General features: G+C 46.6%; 11 protein-coding genes. 10 read left to right on the top strand and 1 reads right to left on the bottom strand.

Features of this window, described 5'->3' with window-relative positions:
- Positions 1-41: 41 nt before the first annotated feature.
- Entirely contained in the window at positions 42-2,060 is a 2,019-nt protein-coding gene (mnmC, locus tag VIC_RS09755) for a bifunctional tRNA (5-methylaminomethyl-2-thiouridine)(34)-methyltransferase MnmC2/FAD-dependent 5-carboxymethylaminomethyl-2-thiouridine(34) oxidoreductase MnmC1 (protein ID WP_039951783.1), read from the bottom strand.
- Between the two features lie 128 nt (positions 2,061-2,188).
- On the opposite strand from mnmC, the gene fabB reads away from it, so the two are divergent.
- From fabB to purF, 10 genes are all read left to right on the top strand, one after another.
- Positions 2,189-3,400, top strand: coding sequence for a beta-ketoacyl-ACP synthase I (gene fabB, locus VIC_RS09750; RefSeq protein WP_006959468.1), 1,212 nt, complete (start codon positions 2,189-2,191; stop codon positions 3,398-3,400).
- Positions 3,401-3,631: 231 nt separating this feature from the next.
- A complete protein-coding gene (locus VIC_RS09745; protein WP_006959467.1) occupies positions 3,632-4,765 on the top strand; it encodes a 4-phosphoerythronate dehydrogenase in 1,134 nt (377 codons plus the stop codon).
- Positions 4,762-5,775: an aspartate-semialdehyde dehydrogenase gene (locus VIC_RS09740; protein WP_006959466.1), complete on the top strand. Its 1,014-nt coding sequence runs from the start codon at positions 4,762-4,764 to the stop codon at positions 5,773-5,775. The genes VIC_RS09745 and VIC_RS09740 overlap by 4 nt, the downstream gene beginning before the upstream one ends.
- Before the next feature lie 201 nt (positions 5,776-5,976).
- Positions 5,977-11,799 (top strand): FimV/HubP family polar landmark protein, encoded by a 5,823-nt coding sequence (locus VIC_RS09735; RefSeq protein WP_006959465.1) that lies wholly within the window; start codon positions 5,977-5,979, stop codon positions 11,797-11,799.
- A gap of 91 nt (positions 11,800-11,890) precedes the next feature.
- On the top strand, positions 11,891-12,685 hold the full coding sequence (truA, locus tag VIC_RS09730) for a tRNA pseudouridine(38-40) synthase TruA (protein ID WP_006959464.1): 795 nt from the start codon (positions 11,891-11,893) through the stop codon (positions 12,683-12,685).
- A gap of 176 nt (positions 12,686-12,861) precedes the next feature.
- Positions 12,862-13,788, top strand: a complete 927-nt coding sequence (accD, locus tag VIC_RS09725; RefSeq protein ID WP_006959462.1) for an acetyl-CoA carboxylase, carboxyltransferase subunit beta — start codon at positions 12,862-12,864, stop codon at positions 13,786-13,788.
- 44 nt (positions 13,789-13,832) lie between these two features.
- Positions 13,833-15,098: a bifunctional tetrahydrofolate synthase/dihydrofolate synthase gene (gene folC, locus VIC_RS09720; RefSeq protein ID WP_006959461.1), complete on the top strand. Its 1,266-nt coding sequence runs from the start codon at positions 13,833-13,835 to the stop codon at positions 15,096-15,098.
- Entirely contained in the window at positions 15,099-15,653 is a 555-nt protein-coding gene (locus VIC_RS09715; protein ID WP_006959460.1) for an SPOR domain-containing protein, read from the top strand.
- A gap of 62 nt (positions 15,654-15,715) precedes the next feature.
- The gene (locus VIC_RS09710; protein WP_006959459.1) at positions 15,716-16,207 is read left to right on the top strand and encodes a CvpA family protein; all 492 of its coding nucleotides are present in this window, start codon (positions 15,716-15,718) and stop codon (positions 16,205-16,207) included.
- Positions 16,208-16,240: 33 nt separating this feature from the next.
- Complete coding sequence (gene purF / locus VIC_RS09705) at positions 16,241-17,755, top strand: amidophosphoribosyltransferase (RefSeq protein ID WP_019277834.1); 1,515 nt, start codon at positions 16,241-16,243, stop codon at positions 17,753-17,755.
- The last annotated feature ends 8 nt before the right edge of the window (positions 17,756-17,763 follow it).

Here is a 17,763-nt window from a genome sequence, read left to right as displayed (position 1 = left end):
AGAGCTTATAGGGAATGACTCGGTAAGCTCTCTTTGTCACTTTAGAGCTCAGTGATGGCTTTGCCTTTTCTCAATTTTCTTACCCACATACGGCTTGGATGAAGCTCTTCCAATACATCCACTGGTAGCGGTAGTGGGTCACCACATATCTGTGAAGCTAAGGTTTCTGCTAAGAGCGGTGCGGAGCTTAAGCCGCGCGATCCCAGACCAAGCATACAGAATAGGTTAGGGTAAGACGGCGCTTTTTCTGCGTCTTCCAGCTTAGTGGTTTGCAGATTGTGGTAAACCTGCTTGGTTTTGTCTAAATCTCCGACACTGCCAATAAATGGCAAGTGGTCTCGGCTCACACAACGAATACCCTGGCGTGATTGGTTACCTGAGGTGTCGACTTGGTGGGGCCAGCTTTGTTCTGGGACACATTTACGTAGCTTGTCTCCGTTACCTTGTTGGGCGACGGGGTCAAACTCACGATTCAGATTCTCTCTGTCGTAGCTCGCACCAATGCAATGAAATCCGTTATTCGGGTTTACCGGCGTCATATAGCCGTCGTAGCAAAGCACCGTTTTGAGTTTGCTGAGCTCACTGTTGGTCGGAATATGGCTCACCTGACCTTTAACCTGACCAAGAGGTACGTCTTTCGTCTGAGGTAATTCACTGAACTGATGACCATTGGCTACCACAACAGTATCGTGAGTGAAGGTTTTGTCACCGCTGCTTAATGTCCAGCTAGCGTGTTCTTCATCCCAACGCATATCGTCTATCTTAGTTTGATAACGTCCTTCAAACAGTGGAGTTTGGGATAAATGTTCAATCAACTCTTGAGTAAACTGAGCTGGGCATAGCCATCCGCCAAGTGGGTAATGCACGCTGCCCATATTAACCGGCAAACCAAGTATTTGGTTGGTTTGTTCAACGCTAAGTTGGCGGATAAGACCATTATCAAAATTACCACTCAACATGCGTTCCAGCTTGGCTTGTGATTTTTCATCCCACATCAGTTGAGTCACGCCACACCAATCATGGTCAAAGTTAGTTGATTGAGCCGCTTGTTCAATAAACTGGCGAGCAAACAAAAAAGCCGGAGCAAATACGCGAGAGACACCTGTGTGCGAACCATTCAGTAGTGGGTAGACTGCACCCTGACGATTACCCGACGCTCCTTGCGCGGCTTCGGAGTCTTGGCAATATAGGGTTACTTTTATTCCTCGGCGGATGAGCGTTGTTGCTAAAGTGGCACTGGCAATACCTCCGCCAATAATCGCTACGGACTGAGTCGAGCCACTACTATCGCGATGGAACCAAGGCTTATGGTTAGTGTGAGGCTCCCGCTGGGCTAGGTGTCCGGCAATCATGTCACGTTTGGTGCCAAAGCCTTTGACTTTTTTCATTTCGAAACCGGCTTCAATCAACCCACGTCGCACGAAGCCCGCCGCAGTGAAAGTGGCACAGGTACAATCTTGCTTAGCGAGTTTGGCCATGCCATCGAACAGTTCTTGATTCCACATTTCAGGATTCTTGCTGGGAGCAAAACCATCAAGAAACCATGCATCAATCAACCCTTGTTCACCAACAGGGACTTTTGGCATGCAATCTTTTATATCACCAAACCATAGGTCTAGGGTTATCGCGCCGTCTTCAAGGACAATTCGGTGGCACTCTGGAACCGCAATCGGATAATATTGCTGTAATTTTCTTGCGTATTCAGCCAGTTCCGGCCAAGCTTGGTGAGCTTTAATCAGGTCATCTTTACTCAGAGGGTACTTTTCGAAACTCACAAAATGCAGCTCTTTTAGTGGCGCATCCGGGTTTTGACGCCTAAATTCTTCAAACCATTGCCAAACTGCGAGGAAATTCAGACCTGTACCAAAGCCTGTTTCTCCGATGACAAAACGACGCTGGTCATAATCTTGCCATCTTTGTGGCAGATGATTTTGATGAAGAAAGACGTAGCGGGTCTCTTCAAGGCCGTTTACGTTGGAAAAATAAACGTCATCAAACTGGTCTGATACTGGGGTTCCGGCATCGTTCCAGCCCAGCTGAGCATTGGTAATTGAGGTCATAATGTCTGAATTTTTGTGATGAAGACGATAAAGTTGTGGCGATTGTACGGTTTTCTGGGAAAGCTGACCACTTTTCACAGGTAACTTAGTTATCATCTAGCAGATTTTTGAATTATAGGAATGTCATAATGAAACGAGTCGTAATCACCGGTATGGGTATTGTTTCAAGTATCGGTAACAACGTCGAAGAAGTTTTAGCGTCTCTAAAAGCAGGTAAATCTGGCATTACTGCCTCTGAGCAGTTTAAAGAACAAGGTCTACGTTCACAGGTTTGGGGTGATCTGAAAATCAACCCATCAGAGCATATTGACCGTAAACAGATGCGCTTTATGGGTGATGCGGCTGCGTATGCATACCTATCAATGCAGCAGGCAATCGAAGATGCTGGCCTGACTGAAGAACAGGTTTCTAATGACCGCACAGGTATCGTAGCTGGCTCTGGTGGTGCTTCTGCACTGAACCAAGCATTGGCAGTAGATACTATGCGTGCAAAAGGCGTGAAACGTGTGGGCCCTTACATGGTTCCTCGTACTATGTCCTCTACAGTTTCTGCGTGTCTTGCAACGCCATTTAAAATCCGTGGCGTAAACTACTCAATGAGTTCAGCGTGTGCCACTTCTGCACACTGTGTTGGTCACGCAATGGAGCTTATCCAGCTTGGTAAGCAAGACATCGTATTCGCTGGTGGTGGTGAAGAGCTAGATTGGTCTCAAACTATGATGTTTGACGCGATGGGCGCACTATCTACTAAGTACAACGAAACGCCAGATAAAGCTTCTCGTACTTACGATGCTGATCGTGATGGTTTCGTTATCTCTGGTGGCGGCGGCATGCTGGTTATCGAAGAGCTAGAACACGCTCTGGCTCGTGGCGCGAAAATCTACGGTGAGATCGTTGGCTATGGCGCGACGTCTGATGGCTACGACATGGTTGCTCCATCAGGTGAAGGCGCAGTGCGTTGTATGAAGATGGCGATGCAAGACGTAGACGCAATTGACTACGTGAACACGCACGGTACATCAACACCAGTTGGTGACGTAAAAGAGCTAGGCGCTATTCAAGAACTGTTTGGTGACAACAGCCCAGCAATTTCTGCGACAAAAGCGATGACAGGTCATGCTCTTGGTGCGGCTGGCGTACATGAAGCGATTTACTCTACGCTAATGCTAGACAACAACTTCATCGCACCAAGCGTGAACGTTGAAAATCTGGATGAAGCGGCTCAAGGCCTAGACATCGTGACTGAAACACGTGATGCAGAATTGACAACAGTAATGTCAAACAGCTTTGGTTTTGGTGGTACAAACGCAACATTGGTTATCAAAAAATACCAAGGCTAACTGAACGGCTGGGGTTTCCCAGTACACAGGTTTCCAGAGCTTGACTACGCTTTGATACAAAACGTAGTTGAACAGACGCAGACTCTGACCCATGGAGAGCGGGTCGGGATCCTTTTGTTCTGGAACTTTGCCCGGCTTATGCCGGGCATTTTTCTTTCTGCCGCTAGTGCTCGACAGAGACAGCGCTTTTCTGCACAATCACTGCAATTCTCAAATCAAATCTCTTAAGCCATGAAAATCCTAATTGATGAAAATATGCCTTATGCTGAGCAGCTTTTTAGCCAGCTGGGCGAGGTTGTTTTAAAATCCGGACGTACTCTGAACGCCGATGACTTGGTCGATGTAGATGCGTTGATGATTCGCTCTGTTACTAAAGTGAATGCAGAGCTTATTTCTAAAGCGAATCGACTGAAGTTTGTTGGAACAGCAACCGCTGGTATGGATCATGTTGATCAGGCGTTACTTAAAGAGAAAGGCATCTTTTTCACCGCGGCACCTGGGTGCAACAAAGTCGGTGTAGCTGAGTATGCGTTCAGCGTTATGATGGTACTTGCGCAGCAACAAGGCTTTTCAGTATTTGATAAAACCGTTGGAATTATTGGCGCAGGTCAGGTGGGTAGTTATCTACAGCAATGTTTGGAAGGCATCGGTATTAAGGTGCTTATCAATGATCCACCTAAGCAAGCGGCGGGAGATGAGCGTAATTTCACCCCGTTAGATGCATTGTTTGAGCAAGCGGATATCATTACGACTCATACTCCAATCACCCGTGATGGTGATTTTCCGACTCATCATCTAATCAATGAAACTGTGTTGAATAAGTTACGTGGTGACCAAATTTTAATCAATGCGGCGCGCGGGCCAGTCGTTGACAACGCTGCGTTGAAAGCTCGTCTGAGAAAACAAGATGGCTTTATTGCGGCATTGGATGTGTTCGAATTCGAGCCAGAGGTTGATATGGAGCTTCTGCCTCTGCTAGCATTCGCAACCCCCCATGTTGCCGGTTATGGTTTAGAGGGGAAAGCTCGCGGGACAACGATGATTTTTAATAGCTTCTGCGAGTTTCTGAATAACGATTTACGTGCACATGCCAGTGAACTTCTGCCTACAGCTCCAGTGCCGGAGTTAGTATTGGACAGAGCTTGGGAAGAAGCCACGCTGCACAATCTGACGCAACTTGTCTATGATGTGCGTAAAGACGATGCATTGTTCCGTCGTGAAATCAGTCAAACCGGTGCGTTTGACTTGATGCGTAAGAACTACTGGGATCGCCGTGAATATAGTGCAGTCACGCTAAGAGGAAATGCAGAGGCTAACCTGCAACCACTAGCGAAATTAGGTTTTCAAATTGAGGTAAGTCAATGAGCCAGCAATATAACGTTGCCATTTTAGGTGCGACCGGCGCAGTCGGTGAAACAATTCTCGAAGTACTGCAGGAACGTAAGTTTCCTGTTGGTGACCTTTTTCTGCTAGCCAGTGAACGCAGTGAAGGCAAGACTTACCGTTTTAATGGCAAAACCATCAAAGTCGAAAACGTTGAGAACTTTGATTGGTCTCAGGTACACATCGGCCTGTTTTCCGCTGGAGGAGAACTATCGGCTAAGTGGGCGCCAATCGCCGCCGATGAAGGGGTGATTGTCATCGATAATACCTCTAACTTCCGTTATGAGTATGACATTCCTTTGGTTGTGCCTGAGGTTAATCCTGAAGCGATTGCCGAGTTCCGTAACCGCAATATCATCGCTAACCCGAACTGTTCGACGATTCAAATGTTGGTAGCACTTAAGCCGATTCATGATGCCGTGGGCATCGATCGTATTAATGTCTCGACTTACCAATCCGTTTCTGGCGCTGGTAAATCTGGTATCGATGAGTTGGCAGGCCAAACTGCTAAGCTGCTTAATGGCATGCCGGCTGAAAATGAGCAGTTCTCACAGCAAATTGCTTTTAACTGTCTGCCGCAAATTGACCAGTTTATGGAAAATGGCTACACCAAAGAAGAGATGAAAATGGTGTGGGAAACGCAGAAAATCTTTAATGACTCGTCAATCACGGTTAACCCGACTTGTGTGCGAGTGCCTGTTTTCTATGGTCATGCGGAAGCACTTCATATCGAAACTCGTGCACCTATTGATGCTCATGAAGTGGCTAATTTATTAGAGCAGACCGAGGGGGTTGAAGTGTTCCATGGTGAAGATTTCCCGACACAGGTTCGTGATGCGGGTGGTAAAGATCACGTGATGGTTGGTCGTATTCGCAACGATATCAGCCACCATAGTGGTATCAACTTGTGGGTTGTAGCAGATAACGTTCGCAAAGGCGCAGCAACCAATGCGGTTCAGATTGCAGAAGTTCTGATTCGCGATTACTACTGAGCGTATTATTAACACTTATAGCAAAGCCTCACCATCGTGTGAGGCTTTTTTAATCAGATTCCTAAATTTAGTGTGAGATTAGTGCGAATATGGCGGCAGCCACACATTTTTTAGCTATGCACCTATAGTTTTAGCGTGTTTATCCGATATATTTAACAGATCATTACATTAAAATTTATTGAGCACATAGCTGAGCCTTCTATGCTTCGAATTTTTAAGCGTCTGCTGCTGCCTGTTGCATTAGTAGCCGTGACTCAGACATCGATTGTTAGTGCAGAAACTATTCGCCTTAAGGGACCTGACGGCGAGATACAAGCATCGCCGCAATATTCTGATTTTGTCCCCCAAGATCTGCGTAACAACGAGCCTTCTCGCTTTTATGGACCAACTACTTCTCAAGAAACACTTTGGGCTATTGCCAGCCGTTTGCGTCCATCAGCTAGCGTTTCTGTACAACAAACGTTACTTGCTGTGTATCAGCTAAACCCTCAAGCGTTTGAAAATCAAAACATCCACGAGCTTATTCCAGGCAGTACACTACGAATTCCTTCGTTGGCTCAAGTTCAAAGCGTTTCGACACAAGAAGCTGTCAATGTTATGGCGGCCCATCAAGCACGCTTGACGGATATTCCTGCGGTTTCTCGCCCAACCCCGCAAACCTCGCCTCAGCAACAACCTGAAGAAATGAAACCATCTGACGCTGAAAAGCCAATGATGGATGATACCAAACCGGCAATGCAGCCAAATGCGGATTTAGCAAAAATAGCCAAGCAAGAGCAAAAAGCGCAAGTTTCGACTTTGGAGAAACAACTCGAAAGTTCAGAAGGCGAGTTGATGGCTCTGGAAGAGAAAAATCATAAGTTGCGCTTGATGTTGGCTGATGTTCAGTCCGAAGTGGATGTGCTGAAAGATGAGCTGGGTGATGAGTCTCGCATTCGCAATGAGGTAGAAAAATTACTCGAAGCGGAACGTCTGCGACTTGCCGAAGAGCAGAAAATGCAACCCTCTCCGCTCGATGAACTGCTCTCTAATACTTGGCTTGTCGCTGCGCTGGCTATCATCCCAGGCTTGCTGATTGGCTTGCTGATCATGATCTTGCTGGGTCGCCGTAAGAAAGAAGATTCAGAAGCACAAACCGCGACCGAACAAACCGCTGAACCTGTTGCGCCAATCGCTCCGGATTCTCTTAATGAAGAAGTGGATGATGATTTACTGCTTGATGATGACTTGTTTGGTGAATCAACCGACGATGAAGAAGAGTTGTTCTCGGATGATTCTGGTTTAGATGAAGGTAAAGAAGATGGCGAAGTAGATGTCTTTGCCGACTTAGAAGATAACGATCTCGATTTCAATCTTGAAGGTGAAGATGGCGAAGACCCATTCGCGGGCATCGGGGACGATGGCGAGCTAGACGAAGCGCTTGCCGATATGGATATGAGCTCCAATGGCATCAGTGTGAATAGCGAAGATAAAGCACTGGGCCTTGAAGAAATGGAGCGAGCCCTGGATGAAGTTGTTATTGAGGATGAGTCACCAGAAGGTGAATTTGATTTATCAGATGATGACGATGAGATTTCTCAAGACGAGCTAGACTCACTGCTGGCATCAGATGGAGACTCGGAAGATCTTGGCACCGATGAGTTGGATCAGTCACTGTTAGACGACTTGTTCAATGAAAGTGACACTGATGATACGAGTGACGATCTGGACTTTGACTCGTTGCTTGATGAGGCTGATGGTGGCTTTGATCTGAGTGATGATGATGCTGGGAGCACCGATACAGATGAGCCTAGTCTAGCGTCAGATAGCGAAATTGATGACCTCTTTGCTCAAGTGGAAGCTCAGGCAGACCTAGAAAAGCTTGAAGCTGAAGCACTTGATGAGACTGCGCTTCTGGATGAAATGGTGGAAGAGCCAACACCAGAAGTCAGTGAAAACAGTACAGACTTACTCGATGAGCTGATTGATGATGGTGAGGAGACAGATCCTAGTTCAGATAAGGCGCTAGATGACTTCTTAAGCGACGATCTCGATCTTAGCGATGATAATGTCTTCGATGAACTGATCACCGATGACAGCAATGAGCTTGATGCAGAGTCAACCGAAACACTTGATGAGTTTTTGTCTGATGATCATACCCAAGATGTAAGCTCACTTGAAGATAGTACAGAGTTACTGGATGATTTATTCGAGACACAATCTGAGCAACAACAGCAAGTTACTGAAGAACTCGGTGATGAAGGCACCGACCTGTTTGAAGAGTTGCTAGAGATTGAAAAGCAGAGCGATGAATCGGTAGAGGAAGAGAATGAAGATCTCACTCTGAGCAATGAGTTGAACCAAGATGTTGCGCTTGCTGACGCTGTTGAGTCTTTGGATGACATTGCTGGTACAGATAAATTCTCCAGTGAAGATTTTATCGATGACATGTTGAGCGCTGCGCCCGAAGGTGATCCATTGCTCGATGAGCTTGATTTGGATGAACCCGATTTAAGTGAAGCAGTATCTGAGGAAGCTGTTGCACCGCAACCTGAAGATGATTCAAACTTTGCAGAGCCAGAGCCAGAGCCAGAGCCAGAGCCAGAGCCAGAGCCAGAGCCAGAGCCAGAGCCAGAGCCAGAGCCAGAGCCAGAGCCAGAGCCAGAGCCAGAGCCAGAGCCAGAGCCAGAGCCAGAGCCAGAGCCAGAGCCAGAGCCAGAGCCAGAGCCAGAGCCAGAGCCAGAGCCAGAGCCAGAGCCAGAGCCAGAGCCAGAAGAGGATGATTGGCTGACTTCAGCGATTGATGAGGTGGAAAACCCTGAATTAGCCGAAGAGTCTGAGTTTGATTTGGCTGAGGACGAAAATCAGGATGCTCTTTCAAGCGATGTAGAACCACTTGAACTCGATGAGCCGGAAGCTACGGGTTCGGAGTCCGAGCACGAAGATGATTGGCTGACGTCTGCTATTGATGAAGTCGAAAACCCAAGTTCTGAACTGGAAGAGAGTCATGAAGTTCCGGTTACTTCTTCAGCAGAGTTAGATGAGAGTACTGCCATTGCTGCTGAAGAAAATGCGCCTGTTGAGGAAGATTTACTTGCTCAGCAGGAGCAAACGGACACACCATCTGAAGAGACTCCAGAGACTCCAGAGACTCCAGAGACTCCAGAGACTCCAGAGACTCCAGAGACTCCAGAGACTCCAGAGACTCCAGAGACTCCAGAACCAGCAATAGAACAATCAGCGGCCCCAATGCCTGAAGCTATTCCAAATGAATTTGGGGTTCCGGAAGATGATGATTGGCTGATTGAAGATGAAGCGTCCGAAGCAATATCTGATGATCTCATGGCTGATACGCCTGCTGCTGAAGAGCCAGAGCTTGAAGCACCTGCCGCTGAGTCAGAAGAGTCGCTAGCGCTGGATGATTTAGATCTTCCAGAATACAGCGAAGAAGACGCACTAGCGGATGTTGCAGAAGAGCCGGAGCTTGAAGCGCCTGTTGCTGAGTCAGAAGATTCATTGGAACTGGACGACATAGAGCTTCCAGAGTACAACGAAGAAGACGCACTAGCGGATGTTGCAGAAGAGCCGGAGCTTGAAGCGCCTGTTGCTGAGTCAGAAGATTCATTGGAACTGGATGACATAGAGCTTCCAGAGTACAGCGAAGAAGATGCACTAGCAGACGTTGCCGAAGAGCCAGAACTTGAAGCACTTGTCGCTGAACCTGAAGAGTCGTTAGCCCTAGACGATTTAGATCTTCCAGAATACAGCGAAGAAGGTGCACTAGCAGACGTTGCCGAAGAACCAGAACTTGAAGCACCTGTTGTTGAATCTGAAGAATCGTTAGAACTGGATGATATAGAACTTCCAGAATACAGCGAAGAAGACGCGCTAGCGGATGTTGCAGAAGAGCCTGAACTTGAAGCACCTGCCGTTGAATCTGAAGATTCATTAGAACTGGATGATTTAGATCTTCCAGAATACAGCGAAGAAGACGCGCTAGCAGACGTTGCTGAAGAGCCTGAGCTTGAAGCTCCTGCCGTTGAATCTGAAGAATCATTAGAACTGGATGATATAGAACTTCCAGAATACAGCGAAGAAGATGCGCTGGCCGATGTTGCCGAAGAGCCGGAGCTTGAAGCACCTGCCGTTGAATCTGAAGATTCATTAGAACTGGATGATTTAGATCTTCCAGAATACAGCGAAGAAGACGCGCTAGCAGACGTTGCTGAAGAGCCAGAGCTTGAAGCACCTGTCGCTGAACCTGAAGAGTCGTTAGCCTTAGACGATTTAGATCTTCCAGAATACAGCGAAGAAGACGCACTAGCGGATGTTGCCGAAGAGCCAGAGCTTGAAGCACCTGCTGCTGAATCTGAAGAATCGTTAGAACTGGATGATGTAGATCTTCCAAAATACAGCGAAGAAGACGCACTGGCAGATGTTGCAGAAGAGCCTGAACTTGAAGCATCTGTCGTTGAATCTGAAGAATCGTTAGAACTGGATGATATAGAACTTCCAGAATACAGCGAAGAAGACGCACTGGCAGATGTTGCCGAAGAGCCAGAGCTTGAAGCACCTGTCGCTGAACCTGAAGAGTCGTTAGCCTTAGACGATTTAGATCTTCCAGAATACAGCGAAGAAGACGCACTAGCAGACGTTGCCGAAGAGCCTGAACTTGAAGCACCTATCGCTGAACCTGAAGAGTCGTTAGCCTTAGACGATTTAGATCTTCCAGAATACAGTGAAGAAGATGCGCTAGCGGATGTTGCCGAAGAGCCAGAGCATGAAGCGCCTATCGCTGAGTCAGAAGAGTCTTTAGCGCTGGATGATTTAGAGTTACCTGAATACAGCGAAGAAGACGCACTAGCGGATGTTGCTGAAGAGTCAGAGCTTGAAGCACCTGCCGTTGAATCTGAAGAATCGTTAGAACTGGATGATTTAGATATTCCAGAATACAGCGAAGAAGATGCACTAGCGGATGTTGCTGAAGAGTCAGAGCTTGAAGCACCTGTCGCTGAGCCTGAAGAATCGTTAGAACTGGATGATTTAGATCTCCCAGAATACAGCGAAGAAGACGCACTAGTAGATGTTACTGAAGAAGCTGAACTCGAATCTTCTCCTTCCGAGTCAAAGGGCTCGCTAGAGCTCGATGACTTAGACATTCCAGGATATATAGAACAAGGAGCGTCGGCGGACGCAATTGAGGAACTAGACCCTGAAGTAAATACTGTTCAACAGGAGGAATCTCTTGAAGTCAACGAGCGGGACTTGCCTGAATTTGACGAACAAGATGCGTTAGCCGAAGCGTTCGATAGTGGTTCTGATGATGTTGACTTCAAACTTGATGAGCTCGAACTACCATCTCTTGAAGAGATTCCATCTGAGGCCATGGATCGTTCTGATGAAGCCGAGGAATTGGCGCATCACGCTTTCAATGAAGCTGCATTTAATGAATTGCTTTCTGAAAGTGAACCAGAACAAACTGCTAGCTTTGACTTTGATAAACCTGTCGATTCAGTCACTTCTGATAGTGCAGGGATGGATATTGAAGCCATGCTGGAAGTGGGGGGAGAAGACTGGAACGGCTTTAGTTTATCCCCTGAACAACAAGCTCAAATTACTGATGATATACCGGAAGATCAACAGGGTGTCTGGGATGATGGTAATCGTCCTGAACAAGCTCAAATCTTAGATGAAAACTGGGAAGACCAAGAAGAGCTGGGTGATTTCAATCCGCAAGAAGGAGAGTTCCGTACCATTGATGAGCTGATGGCTGAGGTTGAAAAAGAAGAGCAGCAAAGCTTTGAAGAAGAAGAGTTGAAGCTTGATGTCGGGTTAAGTGACTTCCCAGACGTTATCGGGGATACCGGAGATGTTGATGTTGACAACAATTCAGAGGCGTCTGGCAAACTTGATTTAGCTAAAATCTACATTGAGATGAATGATGCTCAAGGCGCAATTAAGTTGCTAGAAGAGGCTATTGTGGATGGTAGCGACGAGATTCGCCGAGAGGCGAAAAACTTAATCGATGCGATCAACGGTCGATGAATGAGTAATCTACAAGGGGGCGCTGAGCCCCCTTATCTTTTTTTGCAAAAATGTTTATACTTCCCGCCCCATTTTCAAAGAGAACACCCTGATGAGAATTGCGTTAGGTATTGAGTATAACGGTACTCATTACTATGGTTGGCAGCGACAAAAAGAAGTGAAAAGCGTACAAGAGAAACTTGAGCGTGCTCTGAGTATCGTTGCAAACCATCCTGTAGAAGTGCAGTGTGCAGGGCGCACTGATGCGGGCGTTCATGGAACGGGTCAAGTGGTCCATTTTGACACTAGCGCCAGCCGAAAAATGGTTGCGTGGACAATGGGTGTCAATGCCAATCTACCGAATGATATTGCAGTTCGTTGGGCAAAAGAGGTGCCTGAAGAGTTCCATGCTCGTTTTTCCGCTACAGCACGGCGTTATCGATACATCATTTTTAATAGCGCATTCCGACCAGGCATTATGTCCTCTGGTGTTAGCCACTATCACGGCGAGTTAGATGCTGAGAAGATGCACCAAGCTGGTCAATATTTGTTGGGTGAGAACGACTTCACGTCGTTCAGAGCGGTACACTGCCAGTCCCGTAGCCCTTGGCGTAACATTATGCACTTGGATGTGACTCGTCACGGACAATACGTAGTGATTGATATCAAGGCGAATGCCTTTGTTCATCATATGGTGCGTAATATTACCGGAAGCCTTATCTGTGTTGGCCGCGGGGAACAGAAACCAGAGTGGATAAAGTGGTTGCTCGAAGTGAAAGATCGCAAGCTTGCGGGAGCAACAGCGAAGGCAGCAGGCCTCTATCTGGTTGATGTTGATTATCCAGCAGAATTTGAATTGCCAAGAGTGCCAATTGGGCCACTATTTTTGCCAGACAATTTGAACTAATTCGTGATAAATTGTCCAACTAATCAGTTCTTTAGGGCGTGAGACATTAGTGTAAGAAATAGGTACAACCAGTTTTTTGTCTACACTTGGCATTTTATATGCTTTAATCCTCTCGCGTAAATTCAGAATTTTTGTCCTTCGCAAAGTGCGGAGGCGATGAGAGAAAAAGGTCTTCCATGAGTTGGCTTGAAAAGATTTTAGAAAAAAGCAACATTGTTAGTTCACGTAAAGCGTCCATCCCTGAAGGTGTGTGGACCAAGTGTACATCTTGTGAACAGGTGCTTTATCACGCTGAACTAGAGCGTAACCTAGAAGTATGTCCGAAATGTGATCATCACATGCGTATGAAGGCGCGTCGTCGTCTGGAAACATTTTTGGATGAAAACAACCGTGTTGAACTAGCGGATGAACTTGAGCCACAAGACAAGCTTAAGTTCAAAGATTCAAAGAAATACAAAGATCGTATCTCGGCTGCACAAAAGAGCAGTGGGGAGAAAGATGCCCTTGTTGTAATGAAAGGTGAACTATTAGGCCTTCCTGTTGTTGCTTGTGCATTTGAATTCTCTTTCATGGGCGGTTCAATGGGCTCTGTAGTTGGCGCTCGTTTTGTCCGCGCTGTAGAAGCGGCTATTGAGAGCAACACAGGTCTTGTTTGTTTCTCTGCAAGTGGTGGTGCACGTATGCAAGAGGCTTTGATGTCTCTAATGCAAATGGCGAAAACCAGTGCTGCACTTGAGCGTCTGTCTCAAAAAGGCCTGCCGTTTATCTCAGTCATGACTGATCCGACGATGGGTGGTGTTTCTGCAAGTTTGGCAATGCTAGGTGACGTAAATATCGGTGAACCTAAAGCGTTGATCGGTTTCGCTGGTCGTCGTGTTATCGAACAGACGGTACGTGAAGATCTTCCGGAAGGTTTCCAGCGCAGCGAGTTCTTGCTTGAGCATGGTGCTATCGATATGATCGTTGATCGCCGCGAAATGCGTCAGCGTGTTGGTAGCCTGATTGCGAAAATGACCAACCAACCTTCGCCTCTAGTGGTTTCTGTGAACGATTCACAAAATGAAGCTGCTTATTCTGTACCAGAAGCGGACGAAAAAGGGTAAAGTAACAAACTAACAAACAACCACAATTACTTGGTTAGAGTTAGATGAGTCAAACCCAAATTCCTCAAGCCACATCCCCTCTTGCGATGTGGCTTGATTATTTAACAAACATACACACCTCTGCTATCGATCTCGGTCTAGATCGTGTTCAGGCTGTCGCCGAGAAAACCAATCTAGTTAAACCTGCTCCTACTGTGATTACTGTCGCGGGGACCAATGGAAAAGGTTCCACTTGTGCACTTATGGAAGCCATATTGCTTGATGCAGGTTACTCCGTTGGTGTTTACAGTTCTCCCCACCTAATTCGTTATAACGAACGTGTCCGTATTAATGGCCAAGATCTGGCTGATGAGAAGCACACAGAAGCGTTTGATTTTATTGAAAAGCAACGTGGTGATATTAGCCTAAGCTTTTTTGAATATGGGACTTTGGCGGCGTTGCGCCTTTTCCAAACTGAAAAAGTGGATGTCGTATTGCTAGAAGTCGGGCTAGGAGGGCGATTGGATGCCACTAATGTTGTTGACCATGATGTTTCGGTGATTACTAGCCTCGCTATCGACCATGTTGACTGGCTCGGTGATGACATCAATGTGATTGGCTATGAGAAAGCAGGCATCTACCGAAGTGGTAAGCCCGCAATCTGTGGTCAGCCCAAGGCGCCTTCTACTGTGGCAGCGCATGCTGATGATATTGGTGCAGAACTTTATCAAGTGGAAATTCAGTATAACTATCAAGTTGTCGATGAACATACTTGGCGTTGGACGCATGGCCCATACGAGTTAGAAGCGCTTCCTATCCCTGGTTTACCTTTGCAAAATGCAGCAACCGCTTTAATGGCACTCGCGACAGCAAATCTGGACTTGTCGGACATCAACATCGTTAAAGGCCTCAACAGCGCTAAGCTACCTGGTCGAATGCAGGTGGTGAGTACGAAGCCTATAATCATCCTCGATGTGGCACACAACCCGCATTCTGCTGAGTATTTGGTTGAACGCATTCAACAGAAGTACTTGGATAAAAAAATCCACGCTGTGGTTGCGATGCTGCACGACAAAGATATTAAGGCCACGCTTGAAGTGTTGGCTCCGGTTGCCAGCCATTGGTATCCAGCGTCGTTACAAGGGCCAAGAGCTGCAAGTGCAGCGGAACTTTGTGAGTATCTTCCTGATGGCAATGACCGCTTTGAAGCTCCTGTCGACGCATTTAAAGCCGCGTTGACAAAGGCTGAAGCGGAAGATGTCATTCTGGTTGTAGGTTCTTTCCATACGGTTGGTGAAGTACTCGAACACTGGCAGAGTCAAGGAGAGTAAATGGCAAGTAAGTTTCAAAATCGTCTGGTCGGCACCATCATTTTGGTGGCGATCGGCGTGATCGTATTACCAGATGTCCTTGATGGTAAAAAAACGCATTACAAGGAAGAAGTCGCCAGTATTCCGATTAAGCCAGAGCTTGATAGCGATGTAGAAAGCTTCGAAGTTTTGGAGCCCATTGATGATTCTGCAAGCCTACCTGAAACACCAGTTGAAGTTGTTGTGCAAGAACCTGAGGCTCCTGCCTCTGCTGAAAAGGTGAATGATGAACCTCTGCCTGTCGTAGTTAAAGAGGTTCCTGAGCGCAATGAATATCAGGACAGTGCTTGGATTATTCAGTTGATGGCGTTGAAGAACGCAGAGAATGCGAAAAACGTTGTTAAAGACCTACAAAAACGCGGTTATCAAGCACACACTAAACTCGAAAATGGTTTTACTCGTGTGATTATTGGCCCAGATGTGTCAAAGAGTAAGCTAGAGCGACAAGTGACTGAGTTGGAAAAAATTACTGGCTCAAAAGGTCGATTGCTCAAATTTAAGCCATTAAATCCATAAGAAAACGTTTGCGTCAGCGTTTTTTCTGTTAAAATGCGCGCCAACTTAAGATGTAAGAACAGATGAATTCGTTAGATATTGTCATTTTAAGTGTGATCGGCCTGTCGGCAGTGATCAGTTTAATTCGCGGCTTCGCAAAAGAAGCGTTGTCTCTGGTTATTTGGTTTGGGGCGTTTTTTATCGCCAGCCAGTATTACGCAAAATTGGCGGTGTACTTTTCCAATATTCAGGACGACATGTTTCGAAATGGAGCAGCGATAGCAGCCCTGTTTGTTTCGACACTTATCGTAGGTGCGATCGTGAATTACGTTATCGCCCAATTAGTACAGAAAACAGGCTTGTCAGGAACAGATAGAGTACTAGGAGTCGTCTTTGGTGGCTTAAGAGGTGTTCTGATTGTTTCAGCTGCACTATTTTTTATGGATGCGTTTACATCGTTTCCAGACTCAGAGTGGTGGAGAAGTTCGCAACTGGTACCGGAGTTTAGCCGTATCATTGCCCCTTTCTTCGAACACTTACAAGCAACATCGAGTTTCTTATCTGGCGCGTTATAGCGCCAGCCATTGTCGCAAATCGAGGGTTAGGACATGTGTGGTATTGTTGGAATCGTGGGTACAACGCCTGTAAACCAGTCTATCTATGACGCACTGACTGTGTTGCAGCATCGTGGCCAAGATGCCGCGGGTATTTGTACCATAGAAAGCAATCGTTTTCGTCTGAGAAAGGCGAACGGTTTAGTTAAGGATGTGTTTGAAGCAAAACACATGCAACGCCTTCAGGGAACGGTGGGTATTGGCCATGTTCGCTACCCAACAGCGGGTAGTTCTAGCGCATCTGAAGCTCAGCCCTTCTATGTTAACTCTCCTTTTGGTATTACTCTTGCTCACAACGGTAACTTAACCAATGCAGCGGAAGTTCGTGAAAAACTGTTTGAGAAAGACCGCCGTCACGTAAACACCACATCGGATTCCGAAGTTTTACTGAATGTTCTTGCCCACGAAATTGATACAGTGAAAGGCAATGTAGCCGCAGAAGATGTATTTCGTGCTGTGACTAATGTTCATCGTACGATTCGCGGTGCTTACGCTGTGTCAGCAATGATCATAGGTCACGGTATGATTGCTTTCCGCGACCCAAATGGTATTCGTCCTCTGTGTCTTGGTAAGCGCGAAGTCGGAGACTCGGTTGAGTATATGGTTGCTTCTGAATCTGTTGCATTGGATGCCGTTGGCTTTGATTTCATCCGTGATGTAGCACCAGGTGAGGCGATATATGCGACTTTTGATGGTCAGCTACACACTAAACAGTGTGCGGATAACCCTACCTTAAACCCTTGTATCTTCGAGTTTGTTTACTTCTCTCGTCCAGACTCCTTCATTGATAAAATCTCTGTTTACAGTGCACGTGTAGAAATGGGTAAGAAGCTTGGCGAGCGCATCCGTGATGACTACAGTCATCTAGATATCGATGTGGTTATTCCGATCCCTGAAACGTCATGCGATATTGCGTTGCAGATTGCTCAAGCTATTGATAAGCCATACCGCCAAGGGTTTGTTAAGAACCGCTATGTGGGCCGTACATTTATTATGCCGGGTCAGCAGCAACGCAAGAAATCCGTTCGCCGTAAGCTCAATGCTATCCGCTCTGAGTTCAAAGACAAAAACGTTTTGCTGGTGGACGACTCTATCGTTCGTGGTACCACATCTGAGCAAATCATTGAAATGGCGCGCGACTCTGGTGCGAAAAAAGTATTTATGGTCTCTGCAGCACCGGAAATTCGTTTCCCGAACGTTTACGGCATCGACATGCCAAGCGCGAACGAGCTGATAGCACATGGTCGTGATAACGACGCTATTTGTAAGCAAATCGGTGCCGATGAGCTAATTTTCCAAACATTAGATGATCTTGTGGCAGCGGTGGGCATGGGTAACACTGATATCACTAAGTTCGAAACGTCCGTCTTTAATGGCGAGTACGTGACAGGAGATATCGATCAGAAGTACCTCGATTTCCTAGAGTCATTGCGTAGTGATGATGCAAAAGTACAGCGCGATATTCAGCAAGAGCTGGCTAACCTCGAACTGCACAATGAAGGTGCTTAATCTAAGAT

It is taken from the genome of Vibrio coralliilyticus ATCC BAA-450 (assembly GCF_000176135.1).
Lineage (GTDB): Bacteria > Pseudomonadota > Gammaproteobacteria > Enterobacterales > Vibrionaceae > Vibrio > Vibrio coralliilyticus.
The sequence above is the reverse complement of the archived record's forward strand: the minus strand, read 5'-3'. Positions and strand labels throughout refer to the sequence as shown.

Excerpts from the sequence above, each read along its gene's own strand:
- mnmC (WP_039951783.1), bottom strand. The coding sequence starts at position 2,060 with ATGACCTCAATTACCAATGCTCAGCTGGGCTGGAACGATGCCGGAACC.
- fabB (WP_006959468.1), top strand. The coding sequence starts at position 2,189 with ATGAAACGAGTCGTAATCACCGGTATGGGTATTGTTTCAAGTATCGGT.
- VIC_RS09745 (WP_006959467.1), top strand. The coding sequence starts at position 3,632 with ATGAAAATCCTAATTGATGAAAATATGCCTTATGCTGAGCAGCTTTTT.
- VIC_RS09740 (WP_006959466.1), top strand. The coding sequence starts at position 4,762 with ATGAGCCAGCAATATAACGTTGCCATTTTAGGTGCGACCGGCGCAGTC.
- VIC_RS09735 (WP_006959465.1), top strand. The coding sequence starts at position 5,977 with ATGCTTCGAATTTTTAAGCGTCTGCTGCTGCCTGTTGCATTAGTAGCC.
- truA (WP_006959464.1), top strand. The coding sequence starts at position 11,891 with ATGAGAATTGCGTTAGGTATTGAGTATAACGGTACTCATTACTATGGT.
- accD (WP_006959462.1), top strand. The coding sequence starts at position 12,862 with ATGAGTTGGCTTGAAAAGATTTTAGAAAAAAGCAACATTGTTAGTTCA.
- folC (WP_006959461.1), top strand. The coding sequence starts at position 13,833 with ATGAGTCAAACCCAAATTCCTCAAGCCACATCCCCTCTTGCGATGTGG.
- VIC_RS09715 (WP_006959460.1), top strand. The coding sequence starts at position 15,099 with ATGGCAAGTAAGTTTCAAAATCGTCTGGTCGGCACCATCATTTTGGTG.
- VIC_RS09710 (WP_006959459.1), top strand. The coding sequence starts at position 15,716 with ATGAATTCGTTAGATATTGTCATTTTAAGTGTGATCGGCCTGTCGGCA.
- purF (WP_019277834.1), top strand. The coding sequence starts at position 16,241 with ATGTGTGGTATTGTTGGAATCGTGGGTACAACGCCTGTAAACCAGTCT.